Origin of the sequence: Neobacillus phoenicis, assembly GCF_047302305.1 — a bacterium.
Taxonomy (GTDB): Bacteria; Bacillota; Bacilli; order Bacillales; family Cytobacillaceae; genus Neobacillus.
Window position 1 is genome coordinate 3,356,561 of the sequence record NZ_CP154847.1, and the last position, 21,815, is coordinate 3,378,375.

Below are 21,815 nucleotides of genomic sequence, written 5' to 3' on the forward strand. Positions count from 1 at the left end.
ATTCATTCGAAAATAGACCATCCACTTTTTAAGAAATTAAATGAACCATTTCTCCCGTGGTTTAGCGTAGTATTCACCTGAGACTAATTCTGAAGGAACTGCTTCCTCTATACGTGAAAGGTCGTTTAAACTTAACTTCAGGTTCACTGCACCGAGTGACTCGTATAGTTGTGACCTCTTTCTCGCACCAATTAACGGGATCACATCCTCCCCCTGAGATAAAACCCATGCAATAGCCATCTGGGCAACTGTTGCATGCTTTTCTTTTGCAATTTCACGCAATGCCTCTACAAGGGCTAAGTTTTTTTCAATATTTCCGCTTGTAAACCGCGGTGCATTACCAGACATCTTCGGAACCTACTACACGCTCTTTTGACCAATTACCACTTAGCAGCCCTCTTGAAAAAACACCATAAGCCGAAAGGGAAATGCCCAATTCCCTTACTGTAGGAAGGATATTTAATTCAATCCCTCTATTAAAAAGAGAGTATTCTCTTTGCAACCAACTAATTGGATGTACAGCATGAGCGCGGCGAATGGTATCCACCCCTACTTCGGAAAGCCCAAATTGTAGCTATACTTTCGCTCCGATCTGCATTGCCATAAAGCCTCGACATCCCCACACAACCGAGGCCAATCTCAGATACAAATGGACCATTATAACCAATCGCTCTTTTTTTCATTATCATATCCCCCTTCTATTTGTGAAGCCAAATTAAATTAGAGAACAACAAAGGACTAACCTATAAGATTAGTCCTTTAGAAAATTTAGATTAAGTTTTTCGATTTATCTTGGAAGTAACTCCAGCCAAGGAAAAAAATATTAAAGTCAAACAATAAAATTATTTGCTCAATTAAGTATATTATCTCATATTTTGATTTCTTGTTCCATCATTTTCCTCCTTTTATTTAAAAAGAACAGCCCATGGGAATTCCCTTGAGCTGTTCTTTGTTTAAATAGTTTTATATTTTTATTTTAACCAAATCTTATGCTTAGGAGATTCCATTAACAATTTGAATCAATGCTTTGCTAATTGGCGTTGCAGGACGACCGAGAAGTTTTTCGAAATCGTTGCTTTCAATCTCTAATGCACCCTCACGAATCCCTTTCTGGATGTCTACAAGAAACGGAATGATAAATTCTGGTACGCCAGCACCTTTCATGATGTCCGCATATGTTGCGTCATCGACATGCTGTACCGCTACTTCTTTACCTAATACAGTTGCAAGTGCAGAAACTATTTCATCTTGAGATAGTAGTTTACCTGAAAGCTCATAGATTGTATTTTCATGTCCATTACCAGCCAAAACAGCTGCCGCTGCCTCAGCATAATCTTGTTGAAGTGCCCATCCCACCTTGCCTACTCCAGCTGATGTAACCCAAGGAGCTCCAGCCAATACACCTTGAATGCTGCTAACTTCATTTTCCAAGTACCAGTTGTTTCGTAAAAAGGAGTATGGAATGCCTGTTTTTATAATGGCTTCTTCAGTAGCACGGTGTGGTGGTGCAAGGAACATCGAAGTTTCGCTTGCATTTGCTAGACTTGTATAGGCAATGAATTTCACTTGAGCACGCTCTGCCGCTTTTACTGCAGCAGTATGCTGACGAATTCTTGTTTCATTGTCCCCATCTGCAGAAATAATTAATAAACGGTCAATACCTGCAAAAGCAGAATCTAAGGTTTCCGGCTGATCAAAATCTCCTCGTCGAACTTCTACACCACGAGATTTAAACCCTTCCGCTTTCTCTGGATTGCGGACACTGACTGCAAGTTGACTCGCAGGTACAGTTTTTAATAATGCTTCAACAACTTTCGTTCCTAATTTCCCTGTGGCGCCTGTTACTAAAATTTTCATAATATATTCCCCCAAGTTATTTTTTAGATTTAATTTCGCTGTAACTAATTTGATTACCTGTAACCATAATAGTTACTTCTAATGTTTTTGTCAATCAATTAAAACCAAATTTATTTTGATATTTTTATCAAATTTTTAGGTATAATAAGGTTGTAATCATTTTAATTACATCATTAGCCTGGGAAAGACATAAGGAAGGTGATCAACGATGTCCATCAGCAGTCGCTTTGCTGTAGGAATTCATATATTATCTCTTATTGAGTTTAATAAAGATGGAGTAAGCTCTTCAGAATTTTTAGCTGGAAGCGTAAATACAAATCCTGCTGTTATTAGAAAAATCATGGGGATGCTAAAAAATGCGGGGTTAATTAACGTTCGCCCTGGGATTGCAGGTGCTGAACTTGCAAAGGAATTATCTGAAATTACATTACTTGACGTTTATAAAGCGGTAAATGTTGTACAGGATCATGAATTGTTTAGTGTCCATGATAGTCCTAATCCATCCTGTCCGGTTGGCAGGAACATTCAAGACACAATCGTTCCACTGTTTTCAGCTGCTCAACTAGCTTTGGAGAAAACACTTGCAAATGTAACCATTGAAGATGTTGTAAAGGGCATCCAAGAGAAAGACCAATTAAACAATATTTAAAATAAGCACATAAAGAAACATTCCTTTTCGGGATGTTTTTTTATGTGCTTAGACTATTTCTTCGAACTAAAAAATTTAAGACCTTACTTCAATATTACCTTTTCTTTTTCAAATTCCTTTCTGCTTCTTTCTTTATCTCTTCAGCGACTCTAAATTTAACGATCTCACTTATTAATTCATATGGTAGTGGCTGATCTAAAGGAAATTGTACCGCTCCTTTTGAACTTTTATAATCTGAAATTTTATGTTTAAAAGCCTCGATTCCACTTGAAGTTGGATAAAAACCGATATGATTTTTATAGGCAGCGAAATGCACTAGATTTCTATGTAAAACAAAAGTTGGCATTTGATAGCTTATCTTTTCTTTTGCATCTGGTGCAGACTCCTCTATCACCTTTCTTAAGGCTTGCAGTTTTTCCTGAAGCTCAATAGGAAATTGTAATATGTATTCGTCAATTGAATTAAACTTCTTTTTGATTTCTTCCATAATTTCTCCTTTCACAAATCATTCATCAATTTCTTTTTATAGATGCGTAACCTCCTGTCATTCACCTTTGAATGAACATCAGTCTTTTAGTCTATGAAATAATTTAATCATAATCCTAAATTCATTGATAATTAACCATTCAATTCCACTAAAAATGACCATCCACTTGATGGATTCATCAATAAAATCGAAAAGGATAATTCTTAAAAAATTAGGAAATAATCATGTTATAATCCTTGGTTAAGGAGCGACGCATGTTTTTATTTATTAAAATTCTTATATGTACTGTCCTTATGTTATTTTGGCTTAGAGCTTGTAAAAAGGACTTAATTCAAACTCTAGGTAACTTTTTCTTCATCCTCTTTATAGTTACACTATTTTATGATATTTTCGCACTTAATCAAAAAATAATTACATTTACGGATACGCCGGGAAATCTTACACATAAAATTATTGATCGAAGTTTTCTTTTACCCTTATCTTTATTTTTTTTACAGAAAATTTATCGGGCATTTTTCTTGAAAATGTTGTTATCAATTGGATGGATATTTCTCTGTTATTACCTTGAAAACTTAAATGAACAGTTCAATATAGTAAAGCTAAATAATTGGACATTTTATAAATCAGCATATATGGGAAGCCCCATTATTATTTTGTCCCTTACCATGTCATATACATTTGATAAGCTAACAAGGAGTAGTATAAACAATGCCCCTACCAAATAAATTTGATGAAAATGAAATTTTTATACTCATTCTTTGTGTTCTTTATTCCTTTGTCTTTGTAAAATTACTTCCTAAACGATTTACTTATTCAACCAGCATAATATTATTTTTGTTTAATATTTCAATTGGAATAACCGTTGATCATTTCCTAGCAGGTCCCCCACTTGATTTATATGATGTCATGGATTCAAAGGAATTCGAGTTATTCGATTTATTTCTATATATATTTATCTATGGACCTGCCACCTATACCTTCATTTACATTTATGATAAGTGGTTTTATCATAAATCGAATATAAAAAAGTTTTTATATGTACTATTCATCGCTCTCTTAAATACTGTATTTGAATATATTGCATTCATTCTAAACATTTATGAATACAATGGCTGGAAAGTATATTTCTCAATTCCCGTTTATATATTAGTTTATTTCACAAATGTTTATCTACTCAGATTATTAAAGAATAACGAGAATAAACAAACATGTCTTAAAAGCTCTTCACCTCATGCACATCTGGGTAAACTAGAATGACTTCTTACATAGAATTACAAAATACTAAAAAATATGCACATAAAAAAAGACATTCCTTTTCTGAATGTCTTTTTTACGTGCTTATATTACTCTAAAATTGAAAGCTTCAATGCTTCTAGATTTTTCTTCATTACATCAATATAATCCAAACCTTCTTTTTGCTCTTCTTTAGATAACCCTTCTAATGGATTTAAAACTTCTGTTTTCGCGCCTATTTCTTTAGCTAACGTCTGTGCGACCTTTGAAGAAGTTAACTCCTCAAAATAGATTATCTTAATATTTTTCTTCTTTGTTAATTCCGTTAGTTCCGCTAATTTCCCTAGTGTAGGTTCTACATCAGGAGATAATCCCGCGATAGGAATTTGAGTTAAGCCATATTGTTTAGCCAAATAGCCAAATGCAGCGTGCTGTGTAACAAATTCTTTTTTCTTTGCTGAATCAATGGTCTCTTTGTATAAACGATCTAAATCAGCTAGCTCCAAATTTAATGCTTCTGCATTTTTTTTATATTGTTCCTTATTTTTTGGATCTGCCTGTTCTAAAGCTTCAGCAATCGTATTTACCTCTTGCTGCGCTAACACGGGAGATAACCAAACATGCGGATCCTTTGAAGATGCATGCTCAGAATGATTGTGATCCTCTTCGCCTTCCTCAGACTCAAGTGCATTCATCAATTCAATTCCTTTTGATGCTTCAACAACGTTTAAGTTTGCATCATTAATACTCTTTAGTACTTTATCTGTCCAGGTTTCAAAGTAATGGCTATTGTAGATAAAGACATCCGCGTCTTGAATCCGTGCCATATCCTTGGCTGTAGGCTCCCAATCATGTGGTTCTACACCGTTCGGTACTAATAGTTCAACATTTGCTGAGTTACCAGCCACTTTTTGAGCAAAGAAATACATTGGATAAAAGGTGGTGACAATTTGCAGTTTTTTGGACCCATCACTAGTTTTTTCGTTCTTCGTCGATACTGCATTGGAGCACCCGCTCAATAATAATAGAAAAATAAGGAACATACCCAGAAGTCTCTTCATGCTTTTTTACCTCCATATACCTTTTGTCATTTTTTAGATAAGAATTATTCCGATTTAAAGAAAATAATAATATTGTAGACTTTTAATTTCATATTCATTTCAAATCGTAATTATTACGAATTGCATCTTATAACGAATTTCTATTTTAGTCAATCCCTTTTTAGGAATTATTCCGATTTAAAGAAAATAATAATATTGTAGACTTTTAATTTCATATTTATTTCAAATCGTAATTATTACGAATTGTATCTTATAACGAATTTCTATTTTAGTCAATCCCTTTTTAGGAATTATTCCGATTTAAAGAAAATAATAATATTGAAGACTTTTAATTTCATATTTATTTCAAATCGTAATTATTACGAATTGTATCTTATAATGAAATTCTAATTTAGTCAATCCCTTTTTTAGGCATTTTCCCACTAACTAAGCATATCCATATGATAGGAATGCTAGATTCGAGGAGGTAGTTTTATTGTGATCTATATAAATAAGTTGCTAAAAGATAGCATTATACTTCTACTATTTTGCAGTTTCATGTTTCTCTTTCTCTTTGCTGAGGTATTTAAAAACACTTCTCTATTTACTAGAATTCCCAGTTCATTTTTTAACGTAAACACCATTTTCCTCAGTATTATTTTAGAAGCCATTCCATTTATTTTATTAGGTGTATTTGTATCAGCGATCATTCAAGCGTTTGTATCAGAAAATGCCATTCGGCGGGTATTGCCCCGTAATGCCTATTTAGCTGTCCTGCCCGCTGCTCTGTTAGGGATTATCTTCCCCATTTGTGAGTGTGCCATCATCCCGGTAGTTCGCAGATTAATTAAGAAAGGGATGCCTGCCCATGTAGGGGTTGTTTTTATGCTAAGCGCTCCTATTATAAACCCTGTCGTCTATGCTTCGACTTATTACGCTTTTAGAAGTACACCATATATGGCAAATGCGAGAATGCTTGTAGGATTTATCAGTTCCATTTTAATAGGATTAATTATTTACCGACAATTTAAAAAAGAGAATGTTTTAAAAACAAATACAGAAGATCAACATGAAGACCATCATCACCATCATCCTAAAAGAAATAGATTTATAGATACGCTTTACCATGCGAGTGATGAGTTATTTGATACGGGAAAATATTTATTCATAGGAGCCTTTTTGGCAAGTTTGTTTCAAGCATTCTTTGATCGGAATGCATTGTTGTCCATAGGGACAAGCACAACATTGGCACCCGGGGTTATGATGGGGTTTGCTTATGTTCTCTCTGTGTGTTCTTCTGCAGATGCTTTTGTTGCTTCCTCCTTCGGTTCTACTTTTACAACAGGAGCGCTACTTGCCTTTCTCGTCTTTGGACCAATGATTGACATTAAAAATACCTTAATGTTATTCGCCTATTTTAAGAAAAGATTTGTTCTATTTTTACTATTTATAACGCCCATTGTCGTTTATTTAGTTGTCTTTATCCTACAGGAATTCATTATTTAGGAGGTGCTTTATGAAGAAGGAAAGAGATTTCTCCTTCCATTATCTATTAAGGGGAATCATTCTAATAGGGTTTATGTTACTCTTATTTAAATTACTTCTTACAAATAACATTTCGCTTCTAATCGCACCTAAAATGCTTCGTTTTATTTATTTTACAGTTTTTGTATTACTCATTTTAGGAGTTCTATTGATCATAAGGGGAACTATGGGGCAGAAACATTCTTATCATTGTGAATGTGAAGGTGAACATTCCTACCCAAGTTCTATTAGAAAAAGTCTATTTCTTTATTTATTGTTTATTATTCCTATAACCACTGGATTTCTTTTTTCGAGCAATGTGCTCGGCAGTTCTGTAGCAATGAACCGAACTATTAATCTTGGAGCAAGTCCAACCGATGCTCAAATCAAGAATGGTAATAACAAAACAAAATCTAACTCTCCTTCTGATAACAGTAAAATCAATTCCACGTCCAATATACTTAACGGTCAACCTGAACCATTAACTCAGACGGAATACTCCAAATTAAAAGAGAAAATGGCGCAAACAAAACTTATAAACATTACAGATGATCTATATGTCCCCATGATGAATATCATACAAGAGAATCTCCCTAAAATGATTGGAAAAACCGTTACTACGAAAGGGTTTGTTTATAGGGAAAAGGATTTCATGCAAAATCAAATCATAGTTGCTCGATTTGGAATTACTTGCTGCGCTGCGGATGCTTCTGTATTTGGAATGCTGTCTACAGGAGATGTAGCCACCCTCCAAAAAGATAATTGGGTCCAAGTAACTGGAACTATTGAGGAAACCCAATATGATGGAAGTACTATTCCTATGATAAAAATAAATCAGATTTCCAAAATTGATATTCCTCAGCAGCCTTATGTATTTGATGCAGGAATAAAGATTGAATAACCTATATATCAGTTCTAATTGAAAGAATTCCTCTATTGTACTTACTTAATAAGGTGCGTATTTAATGTTTGCTGTAACGTTGCTTTTGTTTCTGTATAAGTGTGAAGATCAATTCCTAAATGAACCATTTTTCTAACAAGTTCTGGACGTAATCCAGTTATGATTGATTTTGCCCCCATTAACGTAATGCCAATTAAAACCTTTTGAAAATGAGAAATGGTTAATTCATCCATATCCGATATTCCAGAAAGGTCAATAATCAATGTTATTATTCTTAGCCTTGAAATATCTGTTAATACTTTCTCTTCAATAATCTCCATCCGATACGGATCGAACGAACCAATTAATGGCAAGACAGCTACCGTTTCACTAACCGGTATGATGGGGACCGATAGATGTTCCACTAATTTCCTTTGAGCAAGAAATAATTCATCTTTATACTCTGAATAGCTAATAAAAAAGGTATTTAGAAATTCATCTATCCCATCATTAACTTTCTTTTCCATTTCATAAAAGTCATCAACATATCTAGAATTCTCATCTAATGCATCATATAGTTTTATGAAATGCCATAAGGCACGTCTTATGGCATGTACCCATTCTAGTTTAAAAGAAAGAGTTAAAGAATGTTTCGCCCAAGCTACACCCTCTTCTTTAGCAAAAATAATAAGTTCATCTTTAGTATTTTCCACAACGTAAAGTGCTAGCCTTTGAGCATTTTTTAATAGATCAATATTTCCAGCTTTTAAAATACTCTCGATATTAGATGCAACATTAACTGCCTCGGATAAAAGTTTATTCTGAAATTCCCCATTGTTGTTGATAAGATATTCCGAAATATTTCTTGTCTCATAAAAGGTACTCAAAGATTGTTCCTCCCCTATGTAAATTATTTCAAAGCTTCCTAAAGGTATTAACCCACTTTGTTAATACCCACTTTTTAAACAAATAAACATATATTATAAAAAAATATTTTCTTTATTTAACAAGTACAAGCCATAAGTACATTTCCATCAGGGTCAGCGAAGTTAAACCAAGCAAAGTGCTCCCCGATTCTCTCAATTTCCCTTACAATTTCTATGCCACTTTCTTGTATAAAACTATAAGCCATATCAATATCTTCAACCATGAAATTAAAGATTGGACCTGAGCCCGGCTGACGCTTAAAGTTAGGATCAAATGTGTGATCGTCCAAGGTTAATCCAGTTGTGCCGCGAACGGGTATATTATAAACCGGTGATGTTATTTCACTATACTCAACATCAAATCCTAATAATCTACTGTACCATTCCACAGATTTTTTCAAATCACTCACGTGTACGAATACAGCTCCCATCTCATTTTTGATAGGGGTTACCTTCGAAATATTCATTACCATCATCCTTTCCTGTCCTTCGTTTCCATATTAAGTATTTCTATTCTAAAAAGTTAAAACCTTTTTTTTACAATAAAAAAACACCTTCCCCACTTTATCGAACAAAGGGGAAGGCACTAACTTTACTTTGACAAACTTTCTTTATTGCTTTTACCACAAGATCTGGATCCTCGACATGAATATTGTGGCCGCTATTTTCGGCAATCCATAACTCTCCATTTGTTGATAACTTAGACATTTCAACTGCTACATCATGCAAGGCTTTTTTCGTTTCAACCACTTCTACCTCTGAAAATCCATTTAGGTTTTCAACATTGCCACTTTTAATCACCACTAACGGGACATGGCTAAGAGAAGAACCTCTTACCTCGTTATATCTAACATCTAGATTGGAAAACTCGCTTGCTACAGCCTTTGCAGTTTTATTCAAAAAGAGTGTAGATTGATAGATTGACTGTAGTTGATTTGGAAACTTCTTGAGAATTTCTTCAATCTGAGAGAAGGCATGCAGTTTACCCATGATTCTTAAAATACCGAAGTAACACAAATACTTAAGCAGCTTAAATGCTTTCCTTCCCATCATTTGCCCCTTCACATATTTAGCTGGGAATCGACTTGTTAGTTCGTCTTCGTGGGTGGCATCAACTAGGACGATGCCTGCTGCCAGGTTGGGGTATTTTTTTGCAAATAATCGAACGTTTAGCCCGCCATACGAGTGACCGACTAATATAATCGGTCCTTTCATATTGACCTTTTCAATAAGAATACGAAGATCTTCAACCGCAGCTTGGTTTGTCCTCGGGTAGGAACCCGGGTCACTCCAGCCATAACCTGCTCGATCATACGTAATGACTCTCGTAAACTGTGATACTTTATCGGTAACAAGTTTCCAAATGAGTGAAGATGAACCGATTCCACATCCATGGTCAAAGATAACGATTGGTCCCTTATCCACACCGAAACTTTGATAATGCAGCCTCCGTCCGTCAATCTCCACAAACAGACCAGGCGCTGGATACTGTTTTTCGTCAAATTTAGTAGCCAGCGATTGATAGAGTATGCCAATTATCAAACAGAGACCAATCGCTGATACAATATAGAAAACTACCATTACTTTTTCCTACTTTCCTTTTTTTCAAAAATAAAATTCTTAATCTAGTTATATTCATGTTGAACTCCTCGTTAAACTAGCAAACTTTATTACTTATGATGACTTTTAATTTCTGTGCAGAAATACGACGGTAAAAAACGGTCCACAAAATCGCTCCACCAATAAAGCCGTATAACACGATGTTCGAAACTGCTAGATAGGTGGCTGTAGAGAGTGCGAACACCAAGGTGATTCTAACAGTGGCTTCCAAAACTAGGACAAGGCCCCATACAAAGGTCATTAGACGCATCACGAAGCGAAAGTAATCATATTTCCAGTTATCAGCAAATCCTGTTGTACCAATAAAACGTAATGCAAGATGATACATCAGTGGTTTTTTAAACAATAATGATAGTAGGAAGATGAATCCAACCACTGCGGTGATGAATGACTCTTTTATGAGTAAAAGCTTTTCACTTCCTCCAAGCATGACTAACAGGAGGGTTAGTAAAAAAGTAAACAGCATGAGTAGTCCAAAAACATCTAACTTTTTCCTTTTTATGAGAAAATAAAGATTATCTGCTAGCGGGGCAAGTGTGGCGATCGAAAGCGCAGCAACACTGCTCATATGTTTGGATAAAATGAGATAAAGCCCCCACGGCACCAATCCGTTTATTAAAAGAGTTAGGTAAATATCTTTTCGTTTCATCATTGTAGAATCCCTTCTTTTTTGTAAAAATTTAAAGAATGCGGGTAATGTGTAGTTCTGTTTTTGCATTTACAGTTTTTCTCCTTAATAATAGCTCAATAAGCAGCAAATTGGTTATCCAACAAAGCCATGAAGACATTTGAATGGCCGTTTGGATCGAGAGGTTTAGTAGTAATGTAAACGGGAGTAAATACAAACGGAATGTTACAAATGCAAAAGTTACGGCATAACTGCGAATCATCCAGCGGCGGTGTGCGGCGAACTTCTTTTGTAGTACCATTCGTAAGGCAATTCCGGTTGTCACGAGCCACAATAGATCTAACATAAAGAATCCTAATCCGCTGATGATTCCTCCTGTTGCGTACCAGCATAAATACATACCTGCGACTCCAGCAAAAAGAATGGATAGAACATAGATATAGCCCAGTTTGCGATGAAGGGATGCCCCTTTCCCTACTGGTTTTTTGAAGAACTGAAAGGGACCAATGATGAAAGCCGTACACCCTGCCACGATATGCACATATAACACACCGATCCAGGGCCTATATGGGAAATGCGGTGTAGCAAGTTTCCCTTGAACCACCCCCGATTCCTTAGGACTTACTATGAAGTATTGAATGAGTACGTAAGCAATAAAAAGAAATACCATAACAAACAATGTGATCCAGCCTGTTTTTTGTTTTATTTTTTTCATTAATGTCTCCTCCTATTAGAGCTAAAGTATTGAACTTCGCTACATGTCATTTTCCTTATGGAAAAAGTACACGGATAACAAGTCTACTTCGACTTTTACCTTCTTCCCTAACGGTAATGTAGACGTAGCACCCTTCTACTTCGACTTTTGCCTTCTTCCCTAACGGTAATGTAGACATAGCACCCTTCTACTTCGACTTTTTCCTTCTTTCTTAACAAAAAAGTAGACGTAGCACACTTCTACCATTACTTTTACCACCTACTTCTTTGGGATTTGCATAATAATGAACTATGTTTTCACTTTAAACCACCCATCTTACAGATTTCTTACAGTTTTCCAAGAATTTCTTACATATGCTATAATTTTTCTAGTATGGTAAACTTACAAACTCTTACAGGAAAGGAGGCGCACACGGTGATCCCATCTTCTCGGCTACAAATCCCCAAAAATGATCCAACATTCATTCGCACCACCTTATTCAATGGGCTTGATAACCATTTTTCCAAACCGCTCGTAAGCGTCGTAGCTGGAGGAGGTTATGGAAAAACAACACTTATAGCCAATTACCTGCGATTCCGTAACATTACAACACTCTGGTTCTCCTATCACGAATTGAACCGAGACTTTCCGGTAATTATAGAATTACTTGAAAAAGGTTTGTCACTAGAGCACGCGCAGCAACCAGAACTATCCATTCTTGAGGCAGTTGCTCATTGGGATCAGCCCTTGGCGATCGTTTTCGATGATTTTCACTTTGTTGAGTCACCTGCTCTCCGTGATTTCCTGCTACAACTTGTGCAACATGCTTCGGAATACGTCACCTTTGTAGTGATTAGCAGGCAGCGCCCGTCCTTTCCTTATACAAAATTAAAAGTACAAAATCGCCTTGCAGAAATAAATGAAATGCAGCTTGAATTCACCCCAACAGAGCTTAACGATTATTTTCAGCAACAATGTTTATCCTTGAAAGAACATGAACTAGAACTTATTCACATAAAAACCTGCGGATGGCCTGCTAGCCTGCCGCTTATTCTAGAAGCTTGGAAAGAAGCGAGTCCGAAGAATCGACGGTGGGACTGGCGGATGTTTCCCTTTTCTGACTTATTCGAGGAATTGGAAACGGAGATGTTCACAGCTTTATCGGAAGTGTCATCCTTCCTTCAGCTATCAAGTATTCTGCACGAATGGGATCACCAAATAATCACCACTTTCTCATCAGAGATACCAAAAGAATGGTCAGATGGTCGACTAAACCAGCGGTTCTATATCCGGAAAAACAAAGACGGTAAACAAACCTATCTTCCTCTTTTTCGAATGTATCTATATGAAAAACTAATGGAAACACAGGGGAAACAGAAGGTACGTGAGTTGCATTTAAAAGCAGCAAAGCTATATGAAGCGGACTATCATTATTATTTCGCCTTTGCTCATTACTTAGCGGCTTACAATTATGGGGATGCTGCTCGTCTTATGCAGAAGATGATGAATCTTTACACGCCAGAACGGTTTATTTTATTGCTAGATGGAACTTTGGAAACGATTTGCCCTTCAATCTCGATGGCGCTTTTCTCTCATTTTTTATTTCGTAGTGTGCCTGTCCCCATCCTTAGTAGTTATATCGAACCTATAAAACAGACACTTTCCAGCTTAAAGAAACAAGGGGTATCTTCTTCGCTCGTTTACCTGGAACATCGCCTTGGCATCATCCTGTATTATTCAGGTGAAATTGTAGATGCAAAGAATCATTTCATTTCTTCATTTGAAGGAAGTCAATTAATCGGACATTCAGACCTTGTTTCGGTGAATTTTGCCCTTGCCGCCCAATGCTGCAGATTTTCTGGTAAGCTCGAAGAAGGTGTCACCTTAGCGAAAAAGGCGTTAACAAACATCGAACAAGAAGGCGCATCCGATAGCCGCATGCATGCAACATGGGTGTTAACCGAGTTGTTGTTAGAACAAAATGAATTAGCACACGCAGAACCTTTTGTTGAGGAACTTCTCAGACTTTCTCATCAGTATGATGATGAAGGTGCACGTGTTTATCCCCTCATTGCAATCGGTAAATACTTTCGATTAAAAGGAGATTTCGAGAAAGCACTTCTTTTTACTAAGCAAGGAATGGCGGAAGCAGAGAAATTTAATCTAGCAACAGACCTTGGTTGGGGCTGCCTTGAGCTTGGATTGATTTATTTTGAGCAAAATGAACCTTTGTTAGCGGAACAATATTTACAGCGGGCATCGGAATTTTTTTCCCATTACAGCTATTTTTCCTCCATGGTGAATCAATTTTTAGAAAAGGTTCGGCCTTTTCCAAAAGAGTTTGATTCAACTATTACGGTTAGACCGTTAAAAAGCAGTAAACTAACCATCAAGCTTTTCGGCAGCTTTCAACTCCAGGTTAATGGGAAAACTATTGCTCTACAGAGAAAATCAAGTTTACGACTACTTTTCTATTTAGCCGTTCAAAGCCAGCAAAAAATACCGAAAGATATTCTTGTAGAAGAATTATTTGGGGATGGGAATTATTCCTCACAAAATAATCGGTTTTATGTTTCCCTCTCTACGTTAAGAAAAGCTCTTGAGCCGGATTTAGGAGCGGCACGTTTGTCTAAATATATCATTCAGAGCGGGGAATTTATTTTTTTAGATAAAAATGAATGTGAGATTGATTTAGAACGTTTTCGCCTTCTCGTCCAACCTGTTATCGGACAATCAAACGAGGAACGAATCGACAATTTAAAAAAAGCCGTGGAGCTGTATCAAGGAGACTTATTGGCTGAGTATCCGTATGAATCATTTCTGGACCCTATTAGAGAAACAACAAAGCAAAGTTATCTTCAAATCCTAAAGGAATTAGGGAAACACTATTGGGGCCAAAAAGACATTACCCAAGGGATGCATTATTACGACCTAATTATCCAGCAAGATGAATATGCAGAAGATGTGTACTGGGAGTATATCAGGCTTCTACTTGAAAATGGATTGGTGAGTTCTGCCCAGCAGATTGGTAGTAAAATGGAGAACGTTATTGAGGGCGAGTTAGGCATTCCGATTAAAGATAAACTTCAGGGGTTGTTTTCTTCGCGTAATAAAAACTAATCCCCACCCTAAAGTAGATTAACGGGTAAACTTTCAGAGTGCAGAACTGTAAATAGTATGTCAAATCTCTAATTTATTCTCACATTATCTCGCCATTTCATTCGCAGGAAAAATCGCAGTAGGATTTGTCCTTCATTACCTGGATGAAGGACATTTTTCTTATTAGCTAACCGTTTTTTGTCCTTCATAACCCGGATGAAGGACATTTTTCTTGCATGCCAACCATTTTTTGTCCTTCATAACTCGGATGAAGGACATTTTTCTTGTTAAACATCCGTTTTTTGTCCTTCATAACCCGGATGAAGGACATTTTTCTTGCATGCCAAGGGAATGTAAATTATTTTGTGTAAATGGTTAAATCCTATATGATTTGACTATATTGAAACTAAAGTGTTCTTACCTACTAGGGGGATAGGGCAATGCTGGGGAGCAACCCGAGCACCTAGTAGGGTTCTGTACAAAAGGAGAGAGGATTTTTCCTCTCTTTTTCCTTTTGGGAGAACGAAAGCGATAAACCCTTAGGGCAGAGCCCTAACTTAACTACGTCAATTATTTCCCAAGCCGGCCCTCAAACATGATATCAAACTGCTGTCTACATTCTAACCATCCAGGAATAGGATTAGACCATTTATCTGTAACTCCAACAGTCGCAAGGTAAACAATTTTCCTTAATGCATTATCCGTTGGATAAGCAGTTTTTGTTTTTGTGACTTTCCTTAGTTGTCTATGGAATGCTTCAATAGTGTTGGTTGTGTAAATTAACTTTCTAATCTCTACTGGGTAAGAAAAGAAAGTCGTGAGTTCTAGCCAGTTGGTCTCCCATGATTTAATAACAGAAGGATATTTCTTTCCCCACTTTTCTTTAAACTCATCAAATTCCAATTCTGCTTGTTCAATTGTATATGCTTTATATACCTTTTTTAAATCGTCCATAAGTTCCTTACGGAATTTGTGAGGAACACACTTTACATTATTTCGTAATTGATGAATGATACAAGACTGAATATCTGTTTTCGGAAACGTGGCATTAATTGCCTCTGAAAATCCAGAAAGCCCGTCTTTACAGGCAATTAGGATATCTTGTACACCACGACTCTTCAAATCTTGGCAAACGTTCAACCAAAAACTAGCACTCTCATCTTCGCCGATCCAAATACCAAGAATGTCCTTAATACCATCTGTATTTACGCCTAAAACTGTATAAGCTGCCTTACTAACAATCCTATTTTCATGCTTAACTTTAAAGTGTATTGCATCCAAAAACACAATAGGATACACAGGGTCTAGTAGACGGGACTGCCATTCATAGACAAGAGGCAACACTTTGTCTGTAACCTTACTTACTAAACTAGAAGAGACGTTAATACCATAAATATCCTTCATGTGGTCCTCAATATCCCGTGTGGACATACCTTTAGAATAAAGGGCAATTATTTGATCCTCTAATCCATTAATAGAGGTCTCATATTTCTTTATAATCTGCGGTTCATATTCACCTTTACGATCTCTAGGGATATTTAACTTGGTTTCACCTAACTTAGATTTAATGGTCTTTTTACTATAGCCATTCCGGCTATTTCCCGTATTGATACCTTTAGAATCATGTTTGGAGTACCCAAGGTGCTCCTCAATCTCAGCCTCGAAAACCTGTTGGAGAGTCTCCTTGAAAAGGTCCCTAATCATGGCATGAATATCGTCCACTGTTTCACATTGACCTGCCAATTCTCTAATTGTCATATCCCTATAATTTTGCATAAATGATCATCTCCTTAATTGGTAAGTATAACCATTTACACAAAACTATAGACGTTCTCCATGCCAACCATTTTTTGTCCTTCATAACCCGGATGAAGGACATTTTTCTTGCATGCCAACCATTTTTTGTCTTTCATAACTCGGATGAAGGACATTTTTCTTGCATGCCAACTGTTTTTTGTCCTTCATAACCCGGATGAAGGACATTTTTCTTGCATGCCAACTGTTTTTTGTCCTTCATAACTCGGATGAAGGACATTTTTCTTGCATGCCAACTGTTTTTTGTCCTTCATAACCCGGTAAAAGCCAATAGATACTTGCCACATCAACAAAAAACGTACTAGAATTCCTATGTAAATTCCAATGTGTTTGTATTCGCGATTTACTTGTCAAGCAAACCCGTTAAATGTATCTTATTTTTCCTCATCATTCACCTGATCTGTCAGCTCTTCTGAGAATTCGGTTAGCATCCCAGTTCGATAATCAATATTTGGTACCTCGCTTCTGCTCGAACCGCCACGAGTCCGGTATCTCATCGCAAAATAACAAAGTGAGTAAACGACAACCATCCCTATCCCAGCGACAAGCCCCGTTCCTTGTCCTGGAATGAATGGCATGCTTATTAAAACAATGATCATGCTGATTAAGGTAATCCAAGAGGTATACGGAAAGCCGGGTATTTGACAGATTCCCCTGGTGGACACCCATTCCTATTTCGAAAACGGATGTGACTAGCCATAATTACCTCATTGGTAAAGATCAATGCAAATCCACCCGATGTGATCAAAACCAGGTACAGCCTCGGGAACAGTAGACCAAAACCAAGCCCTAAGAGCATAGCTAACCCTGAAAATAAAATCCCGCGATACGGTACATCCTTTGAATCCTTTAACCATCTTGGCGCATGTCCTTCATCTGCAAGTGATCGAATCATCCTTCCCAATCCAAAGATAGCCGCCAGCATGGCAGAAAGAATGGCCGAGATTAACACGATGTTTAGAGACGTACCTGCCCATCCTATCCCCCAGCGATCAAGGGATGCCACCATCGGACTGATGTTTTCATTTAGTGTTGAAGTTGGAATTAGCGGAAGTAACACTAATGCATACAGGATATACAAACCTACAAGAGATATTACCGTGTAGCGAATCGCTTTAGGAATGGTTTCTGTGGGATTCCCCGCCTCAGAAGCCGCTAAGCCAATAATCTCAAAGCCTGCATAGGCAAAAATAACAATTAACATACTTCCCGCAATCCCTTTTATCCCTTCAGGCATTAAGGGCTCTCTTGCTAATTCACCTAACCCTATGGCAGGCTCTCCTGGCTTAATTCCGAAAATAAGCACGATAGCCGTTAGGATAAAAAAGATGATCGCAAAAATTTTGACGGCTGAAAGGCCGCTTTCCAACTTGCCTAACTTATCCGCTCCCAAAAGATTTAGCAACGTCACTCCAATGAGAATGGCGCTTCCCAGTATGGCTATTGATACATTCGGATACCATTCTTGAAATAGGATAGAAATGGCGGTTGCTTCACTCTACATTGAAAGAACAATCCCTGTCCAATATAGCCATCCAACAACAAATCCCGTTCCTTCGCCCAGTTCTTGTGCTGCGTATGTACTAAAGGAACCAACTGTAGGATTTCCTACGGTCATTTCTGAAAGTGCATAAAGAATGAAAAAACCAGTACACCCGCGATTACATAAGATAGTAAAATTGAGGGTCCTGCTGCATGAATCGCAATGGACGACCCTAGAAAAAAGGAACCCCCAATTACACTTCCCAAGGCCATCATAGTAAGCTGCCACGCTGACAGCCCTTTGCTTGATTTCTCCATTAAATGTTTTCTCCTATACCATTTATTTTGTAAATTATTATTTACTAAGCCTTTCAAAATGATTCTGTATTGGATGGGAGGGAATAAAGTGGCTTTATCGAGTACATATTCTAGTTTTTAGAGGAGAAAAATATCATTACTATAAATAAAGGAGTATTTTTTATGAATAATCGGATTTTTAGGTCTATTAACGAGTTAGCTGGATCTTCTCGTGTTTTAGACTTCATTATGGTCACCCTTTCTAAGAGAACGCGCTATGTCTATCTTTTTGTATTACTTTTTCTATTATTTCGAGCTAATTTTAATAAAAGAAAAGCCCTAAATGCTGGGGTAACCATAAGTGTAACCTATCTACTTAGCATGTTGATGAAGAGAATTTTTTATAGACCCAGGCCTTTCTTGAAACAAGCCGTTCATTTATTACCACCAGTCCCCTCTAGAAAGGATTCTTCGTATCCAAGTAAACATACCGCTCTTGCCTTTGCAGTGTCCGCTTTTGTTTTTGTTTATCATCGGACTTGGGGCTTGGGTTTGTGGCTGTTATCCCTTTTAGTAGGCATTTCTCGAATCTGGATGGGTCAGCATTATCCCTCTGATATTGTAGGAAGCGCCATTCTTGGCAATCTTACGGCATTTGTGGTTAAGTTTACTGAAAAGTATTGGAGACCATTTCTTGAAAGGACCCTTCGCCTTTATACTCATTTCCGAACTTTTTCCGGAAAAATTCAAGATTAACCTGGAATCATTTCCACAATTTTGCTGGATTAACTGGTTATTTGCTATACTCATCATTAGAATAGAGTGTATTTGAGGAGAACAAGGTGAAAATGAAGAGATACGCAAACTTGAATCATGTGACAAACAACAAATCTTTTAAGGATATGAGGAAATGGCAAAAAGAAAGACGAAGTAAAGTAAAGGATTTAACTGTTAATATTGAACAATCTCCTACTAAAAAAATTGAAGAAATTACAGCCAACAGAAGTCAAACTTCTTATACATGGATTGGCCATTCGACCTTTTTGATTCAGCTAAATGGAATTAATATACTAACAGATCCTGTTTGGGCAAAGCGGATGGGATTTCAAAAACGATTAACAGCACCGGGACTTTCAATTTCAGAGCTTCCAGAGATTGATATCGTTGTGATTTCTCATGGTCATTATGATCATTTGGACTTCCCGACTTTAAAAAAACTAAAAGGGAGCCCTCACTATTATGTCCCTGCCGGCTTAAAGTCCCTTTTTAACAGAAAAGGCTATCAAAAAGTAACGGAAATGAATTGGTGGGAAAGTACCACTTATGATGGATTAACGATCCATTTCGTCCCTGCCCAGCATTGGACAAGAAGGTCTCTGATGGATATGAATACCTCCCATTGGGGCGGATGGATCTTCCATACAGAGCAAGATACATTTTATTTTGTTGGGGATACCGGATATTTTGACGGATTTAAACAAATTGCGGACCGATTTACCATTGACACGGTGTTTATGCCCATCGGTGCATATGAACCAGAATGGTTTATGGCGGACTCACATATCTCACCAGAGGATAGTGTGAAAGCTTATGTGGAATTAAAGGCGAAAACTTTTGTCCCGATGCATTACGGAGCGTATCGTTTAGCGGATGACACGGGCCCGGAAGCATTAGAACGTCTCTTGAAGGAATGGAAAAAGCAACAGCTTCCTGAAGAACAATTAAAGGTGTTATTACTTGGTGAAACAGTGATCTAATTAAACTGGGGACATCCATTATAATTGAATGGTCCCCAGTTTTTTATCGGATCAACTGCTTATGAGCGAATTTTTTTATGAGCGAATCCCAAGGTAATATGAGCGAATATCGAATTTTATGAGCGAATGTTACCCTTTAATGAGCGAATTCTGCTGCCGATCCTCAATAAACTCCCGAATGAACTGATTTAGTTCCGCTGCTGATTTCGTGGGAATGCGATGCTTTTCATTGATAAACTTTACTTCATTATTTGGTAGCTTTTTATGTAAAATCTTTGCATATCGTTGAAAGTGTCTATCCCCTTCTCCATATACCAACAAAACCGGTTTATCAATGGTATGAAGTTGATTTGTACAGTTATACTCTAAACAAGCATGATAATACTGCTCGATGTTTTTTCTGTTCCCCTTTAGTGCTTCACGATAGATATTCTTGAAATTACGAATAGTATCTGAGTTACTCCATGAAACAGAAAGACCTAAAATAGGAAGTCCCCCTGTTTTTGTCAGAAACCTTGCAATTGATATTCTTCTTTTGTTATAACTGTCCCCCACTTCTGACATTCCACTTACAATAATGCCGCCTAAAGCACGATTAGGATGTCGCAGTAAAAATTCCAATATAATCGCCCCACCCGTGGAATATCCACAAAGATATGTTTTTTCAATGCCTAGACGATTCAAAAGATGCATCATATCATCTGCAATGAGCTGATAGGTTAAGGTCTGCTCGGAATAAGGACTCCGACCGTGACCTCTAATATCAAATGTGATCACCTTAAATTCTCGTGATAACCCTTCAACTTGATAGGCAAAATTAGCACTTGTGAGTAGAGGTGGATGAACAAATATAATCGATGTTCCTTCACCCTGTTCACTGTAATAAAGGCCGTTCCCAACTGTTGTTAAAATTGCCATAGTTCAGCCACCTCACAATCCTGTATTTTATTTTTAGCTTAACACCACTTCAGGTGCTTATTCTCCTTATATCAAATTGAACATATTTTACCTGTCCAAGATCTCGAATAGTTCCACTTAAAGTGGCAACTATATGTATGTAAGACAATGTTTTATAAGGGAGTGGACATTTTTGACGAAAAAAGTTTTAGTTACTTTCGTTTTAGCAACTACCTTATTAGGTTTAACTGGCTGTGGAATGAACGACCGAACAGATAATGTAACTAGAAACAATTTAAATACTAACAACGTTAGAAACAATAACAATGATGGTCTTGATTTAACCAATGTCTCCAACAAAAGCTTCCGTGTTTCTAATCGTGCAGGAAAAAGTGTAGAGAAATTGCAGGCCGTTGATTTGGCACATGTCATCATTCGCAACAATGATGCTTATGTGGCGGTGAAACTACACGATCGAACGAATCAAACAAATATAGGTACTACTCGCGGCACCAGTATGAGCACTGTTGACACGACTCGTGCAAATGATATCAACGCACGTGGTGCAGGTACAGGTAGAAACGGTAATTATCCAAGTACCACAGGCGTGACTAGTACTGACAATACAGGCAACGCTCTAAATCCTGGTACTACTAATGGAACCAACATCGGCGGTACCACAGGTGTTCGTGACACTGGTATTAATGGTGGGACAAACTTCAGGAAGGCATCGAACCACCTAGAAAAAGAGATCGCGAAACAAGTGCGTACAGCGGAAAACAATGTTAACAATGTATATGTAACATATGATGTAGACTTCTTTAATCGACTAACAGACTACACAACCGACACAGGTAATGGTCGAAACAGGGACGGACTTTGGAACGACATTACGAATACAATAAGACGTTCCTTCTAAATATGGAACGA

23 protein-coding genes and 1 pseudogene are annotated in these 21,815 nt (G+C 37.1%); 8 read left to right on the forward strand and 16 right to left on the reverse strand.

Annotated elements, in window-relative coordinates:
* Positions 1 to 36: 36 nt before the first annotated feature.
* From AA0X95_RS17335 to AA0X95_RS17350, 4 genes are all read right to left on the reverse strand, one after another.
* Positions 37 to 348, reverse strand: coding sequence for an aldo/keto reductase (locus tag AA0X95_RS17335; RefSeq protein ID WP_413299982.1), 312 nt, complete (start codon positions 346 to 348; stop codon positions 37 to 39).
* A complete protein-coding gene (locus tag AA0X95_RS17340) occupies positions 338 to 547 on the reverse strand; it encodes an aldo/keto reductase (RefSeq protein ID WP_413299984.1) in 210 nt (69 codons plus the stop codon). Before AA0X95_RS17340 ends, AA0X95_RS17335 begins: the two co-directional genes overlap by 11 nt.
* Complete coding sequence (locus AA0X95_RS17345; protein ID WP_413310301.1) at positions 507 to 683, reverse strand: hypothetical protein; 177 nt, start codon at positions 681 to 683, stop codon at positions 507 to 509. Before AA0X95_RS17345 ends, AA0X95_RS17340 begins: the two co-directional genes overlap by 41 nt.
* A 310-nt stretch (positions 684 to 993) precedes the next feature.
* Positions 994 to 1,857: an SDR family oxidoreductase gene (locus AA0X95_RS17350; RefSeq protein WP_413299986.1), complete on the reverse strand. Its 864-nt coding sequence runs from the start codon at positions 1,855 to 1,857 to the stop codon at positions 994 to 996.
* 208 nt (positions 1,858 to 2,065) lie between these two features.
* Between AA0X95_RS17350 and AA0X95_RS17355 the strand changes: the two genes are divergently transcribed.
* Positions 2,066 to 2,506 (forward strand): Rrf2 family transcriptional regulator, encoded by a 441-nt coding sequence (locus tag AA0X95_RS17355; RefSeq protein WP_413299988.1) that lies wholly within the window; start codon positions 2,066 to 2,068, stop codon positions 2,504 to 2,506.
* 94 nt (positions 2,507 to 2,600) lie between these two features.
* Here AA0X95_RS17355 and AA0X95_RS17360 read toward each other — a convergent pair whose 3' ends face one another.
* Positions 2,601 to 2,993, reverse strand: coding sequence for an iron chaperone (locus tag AA0X95_RS17360; RefSeq protein ID WP_413299990.1), 393 nt, complete (start codon positions 2,991 to 2,993; stop codon positions 2,601 to 2,603).
* Positions 2,994 to 3,701: 708 nt separating this feature from the next.
* On the opposite strand from AA0X95_RS17360, the gene AA0X95_RS17365 reads away from it, so the two are divergent.
* Positions 3,702 to 4,250: a hypothetical protein gene (locus AA0X95_RS17365; protein ID WP_413299992.1), complete on the forward strand. Its 549-nt coding sequence runs from the start codon at positions 3,702 to 3,704 to the stop codon at positions 4,248 to 4,250.
* Between the two features lie 86 nt (positions 4,251 to 4,336).
* Here the strand turns inward: AA0X95_RS17365 and AA0X95_RS17370 are convergent, their stop codons facing one another.
* Positions 4,337 to 5,287 carry a metal ABC transporter substrate-binding protein gene (locus AA0X95_RS17370; protein ID WP_413299994.1) on the reverse strand — a complete coding sequence of 317 codons (951 nt, stop codon included), beginning with the start codon at positions 5,285 to 5,287 and terminating at the stop codon, positions 4,337 to 4,339.
* Positions 5,288 to 5,764: 477 nt separating this feature from the next.
* Between AA0X95_RS17370 and AA0X95_RS17375 the strand changes: the two genes are divergently transcribed.
* Together AA0X95_RS17375 and AA0X95_RS17380 are read left to right on the forward strand one after the other, a co-directional pair.
* On the forward strand, positions 5,765 to 6,772 hold the full coding sequence (locus AA0X95_RS17375; protein WP_413299996.1) for a permease: 1,008 nt from the start codon (positions 5,765 to 5,767) through the stop codon (positions 6,770 to 6,772).
* Positions 6,773 to 6,782: 10 nt separating this feature from the next.
* Positions 6,783 to 7,691: a TIGR03943 family putative permease subunit gene (locus AA0X95_RS17380; RefSeq protein ID WP_413299998.1), complete on the forward strand. Its 909-nt coding sequence runs from the start codon at positions 6,783 to 6,785 to the stop codon at positions 7,689 to 7,691.
* A gap of 41 nt (positions 7,692 to 7,732) precedes the next feature.
* On the opposite strand, the gene AA0X95_RS17385 is transcribed toward AA0X95_RS17380, so the two are convergent.
* The 6 genes from AA0X95_RS17385 to AA0X95_RS17410 form a co-directional block, all read right to left on the reverse strand.
* On the reverse strand, positions 7,733 to 8,557 hold the full coding sequence (locus AA0X95_RS17385; protein ID WP_413300000.1) for an STAS domain-containing protein: 825 nt from the start codon (positions 8,555 to 8,557) through the stop codon (positions 7,733 to 7,735).
* A gap of 116 nt (positions 8,558 to 8,673) precedes the next feature.
* Positions 8,674 to 9,063: a VOC family protein gene (locus AA0X95_RS17390; protein WP_413300001.1), complete on the reverse strand. Its 390-nt coding sequence runs from the start codon at positions 9,061 to 9,063 to the stop codon at positions 8,674 to 8,676.
* A 97-nt stretch (positions 9,064 to 9,160) separates the two neighbouring features.
* The gene (locus AA0X95_RS17395; RefSeq protein WP_413300003.1) at positions 9,161 to 10,177 is read right to left on the reverse strand and encodes an alpha/beta fold hydrolase; all 1,017 of its coding nucleotides are present in this window, start codon (positions 10,175 to 10,177) and stop codon (positions 9,161 to 9,163) included.
* 76 nt (positions 10,178 to 10,253) lie between these two features.
* Positions 10,254 to 10,868, reverse strand: a complete 615-nt coding sequence (locus AA0X95_RS17400; protein ID WP_413300005.1) for a VC0807 family protein — start codon at positions 10,866 to 10,868, stop codon at positions 10,254 to 10,256.
* 28 nt (positions 10,869 to 10,896) lie between these two features.
* Complete coding sequence (locus AA0X95_RS17405; protein ID WP_413300007.1) at positions 10,897 to 11,559, reverse strand: DUF2306 domain-containing protein; 663 nt, start codon at positions 11,557 to 11,559, stop codon at positions 10,897 to 10,899.
* A 55-nt stretch (positions 11,560 to 11,614) separates the two neighbouring features.
* Positions 11,615 to 11,737, reverse strand: coding sequence for a hypothetical protein (locus tag AA0X95_RS17410; protein ID WP_413300009.1), 123 nt, complete (start codon positions 11,735 to 11,737; stop codon positions 11,615 to 11,617).
* Between the two features lie 236 nt (positions 11,738 to 11,973).
* Here AA0X95_RS17410 and AA0X95_RS17415 point away from each other — a divergent pair, with 236 nt between their 5' ends.
* On the forward strand, positions 11,974 to 14,658 hold the full coding sequence (locus AA0X95_RS17415; protein ID WP_413300011.1) for a BTAD domain-containing putative transcriptional regulator: 2,685 nt from the start codon (positions 11,974 to 11,976) through the stop codon (positions 14,656 to 14,658).
* A 549-nt stretch (positions 14,659 to 15,207) separates the two neighbouring features.
* Here the strand turns inward: AA0X95_RS17415 and AA0X95_RS17420 are convergent.
* From AA0X95_RS17420 to AA0X95_RS17430, 3 genes and pseudogenes are all read right to left on the reverse strand, one after another.
* On the reverse strand, positions 15,208 to 16,413 hold the full coding sequence (locus AA0X95_RS17420; protein ID WP_413299614.1) for an IS256 family transposase: 1,206 nt from the start codon (positions 16,411 to 16,413) through the stop codon (positions 15,208 to 15,210).
* 413 nt (positions 16,414 to 16,826) lie between these two features.
* Complete coding sequence (locus tag AA0X95_RS17425) at positions 16,827 to 17,051, reverse strand: hypothetical protein (RefSeq protein WP_413300013.1); 225 nt, start codon at positions 17,049 to 17,051, stop codon at positions 16,827 to 16,829.
* A 5-nt stretch (positions 17,052 to 17,056) separates the two neighbouring features.
* Positions 17,057 to 18,252, reverse strand: a pseudogene (locus AA0X95_RS17430) (amino acid permease).
* A 162-nt stretch (positions 18,253 to 18,414) separates the two neighbouring features.
* Here AA0X95_RS17430 and AA0X95_RS17435 point away from each other — a divergent pair.
* Positions 18,415 to 18,987: a phosphatase PAP2 family protein gene (locus AA0X95_RS17435; protein WP_413300015.1), complete on the forward strand. Its 573-nt coding sequence runs from the start codon at positions 18,415 to 18,417 to the stop codon at positions 18,985 to 18,987.
* Between the two features lie 92 nt (positions 18,988 to 19,079).
* Complete coding sequence (locus AA0X95_RS17440; RefSeq protein WP_413300017.1) at positions 19,080 to 19,988, forward strand: MBL fold metallo-hydrolase; 909 nt, start codon at positions 19,080 to 19,082, stop codon at positions 19,986 to 19,988.
* Positions 19,989 to 20,117: 129 nt separating this feature from the next.
* Here the strand turns inward: AA0X95_RS17440 and AA0X95_RS17445 are convergent, their stop codons facing one another.
* The gene (locus AA0X95_RS17445; RefSeq protein ID WP_413300019.1) at positions 20,118 to 20,906 is read right to left on the reverse strand and encodes an alpha/beta fold hydrolase; all 789 of its coding nucleotides are present in this window, start codon (positions 20,904 to 20,906) and stop codon (positions 20,118 to 20,120) included.
* Positions 20,907 to 21,078: 172 nt separating this feature from the next.
* Between AA0X95_RS17445 and AA0X95_RS17450 the strand changes: the two genes are divergently transcribed.
* A complete protein-coding gene (locus tag AA0X95_RS17450) occupies positions 21,079 to 21,804 on the forward strand; it encodes a YhcN/YlaJ family sporulation lipoprotein (protein ID WP_413300021.1) in 726 nt (241 codons plus the stop codon).
* Positions 21,805 to 21,815 lie beyond the last annotated feature (11 nt).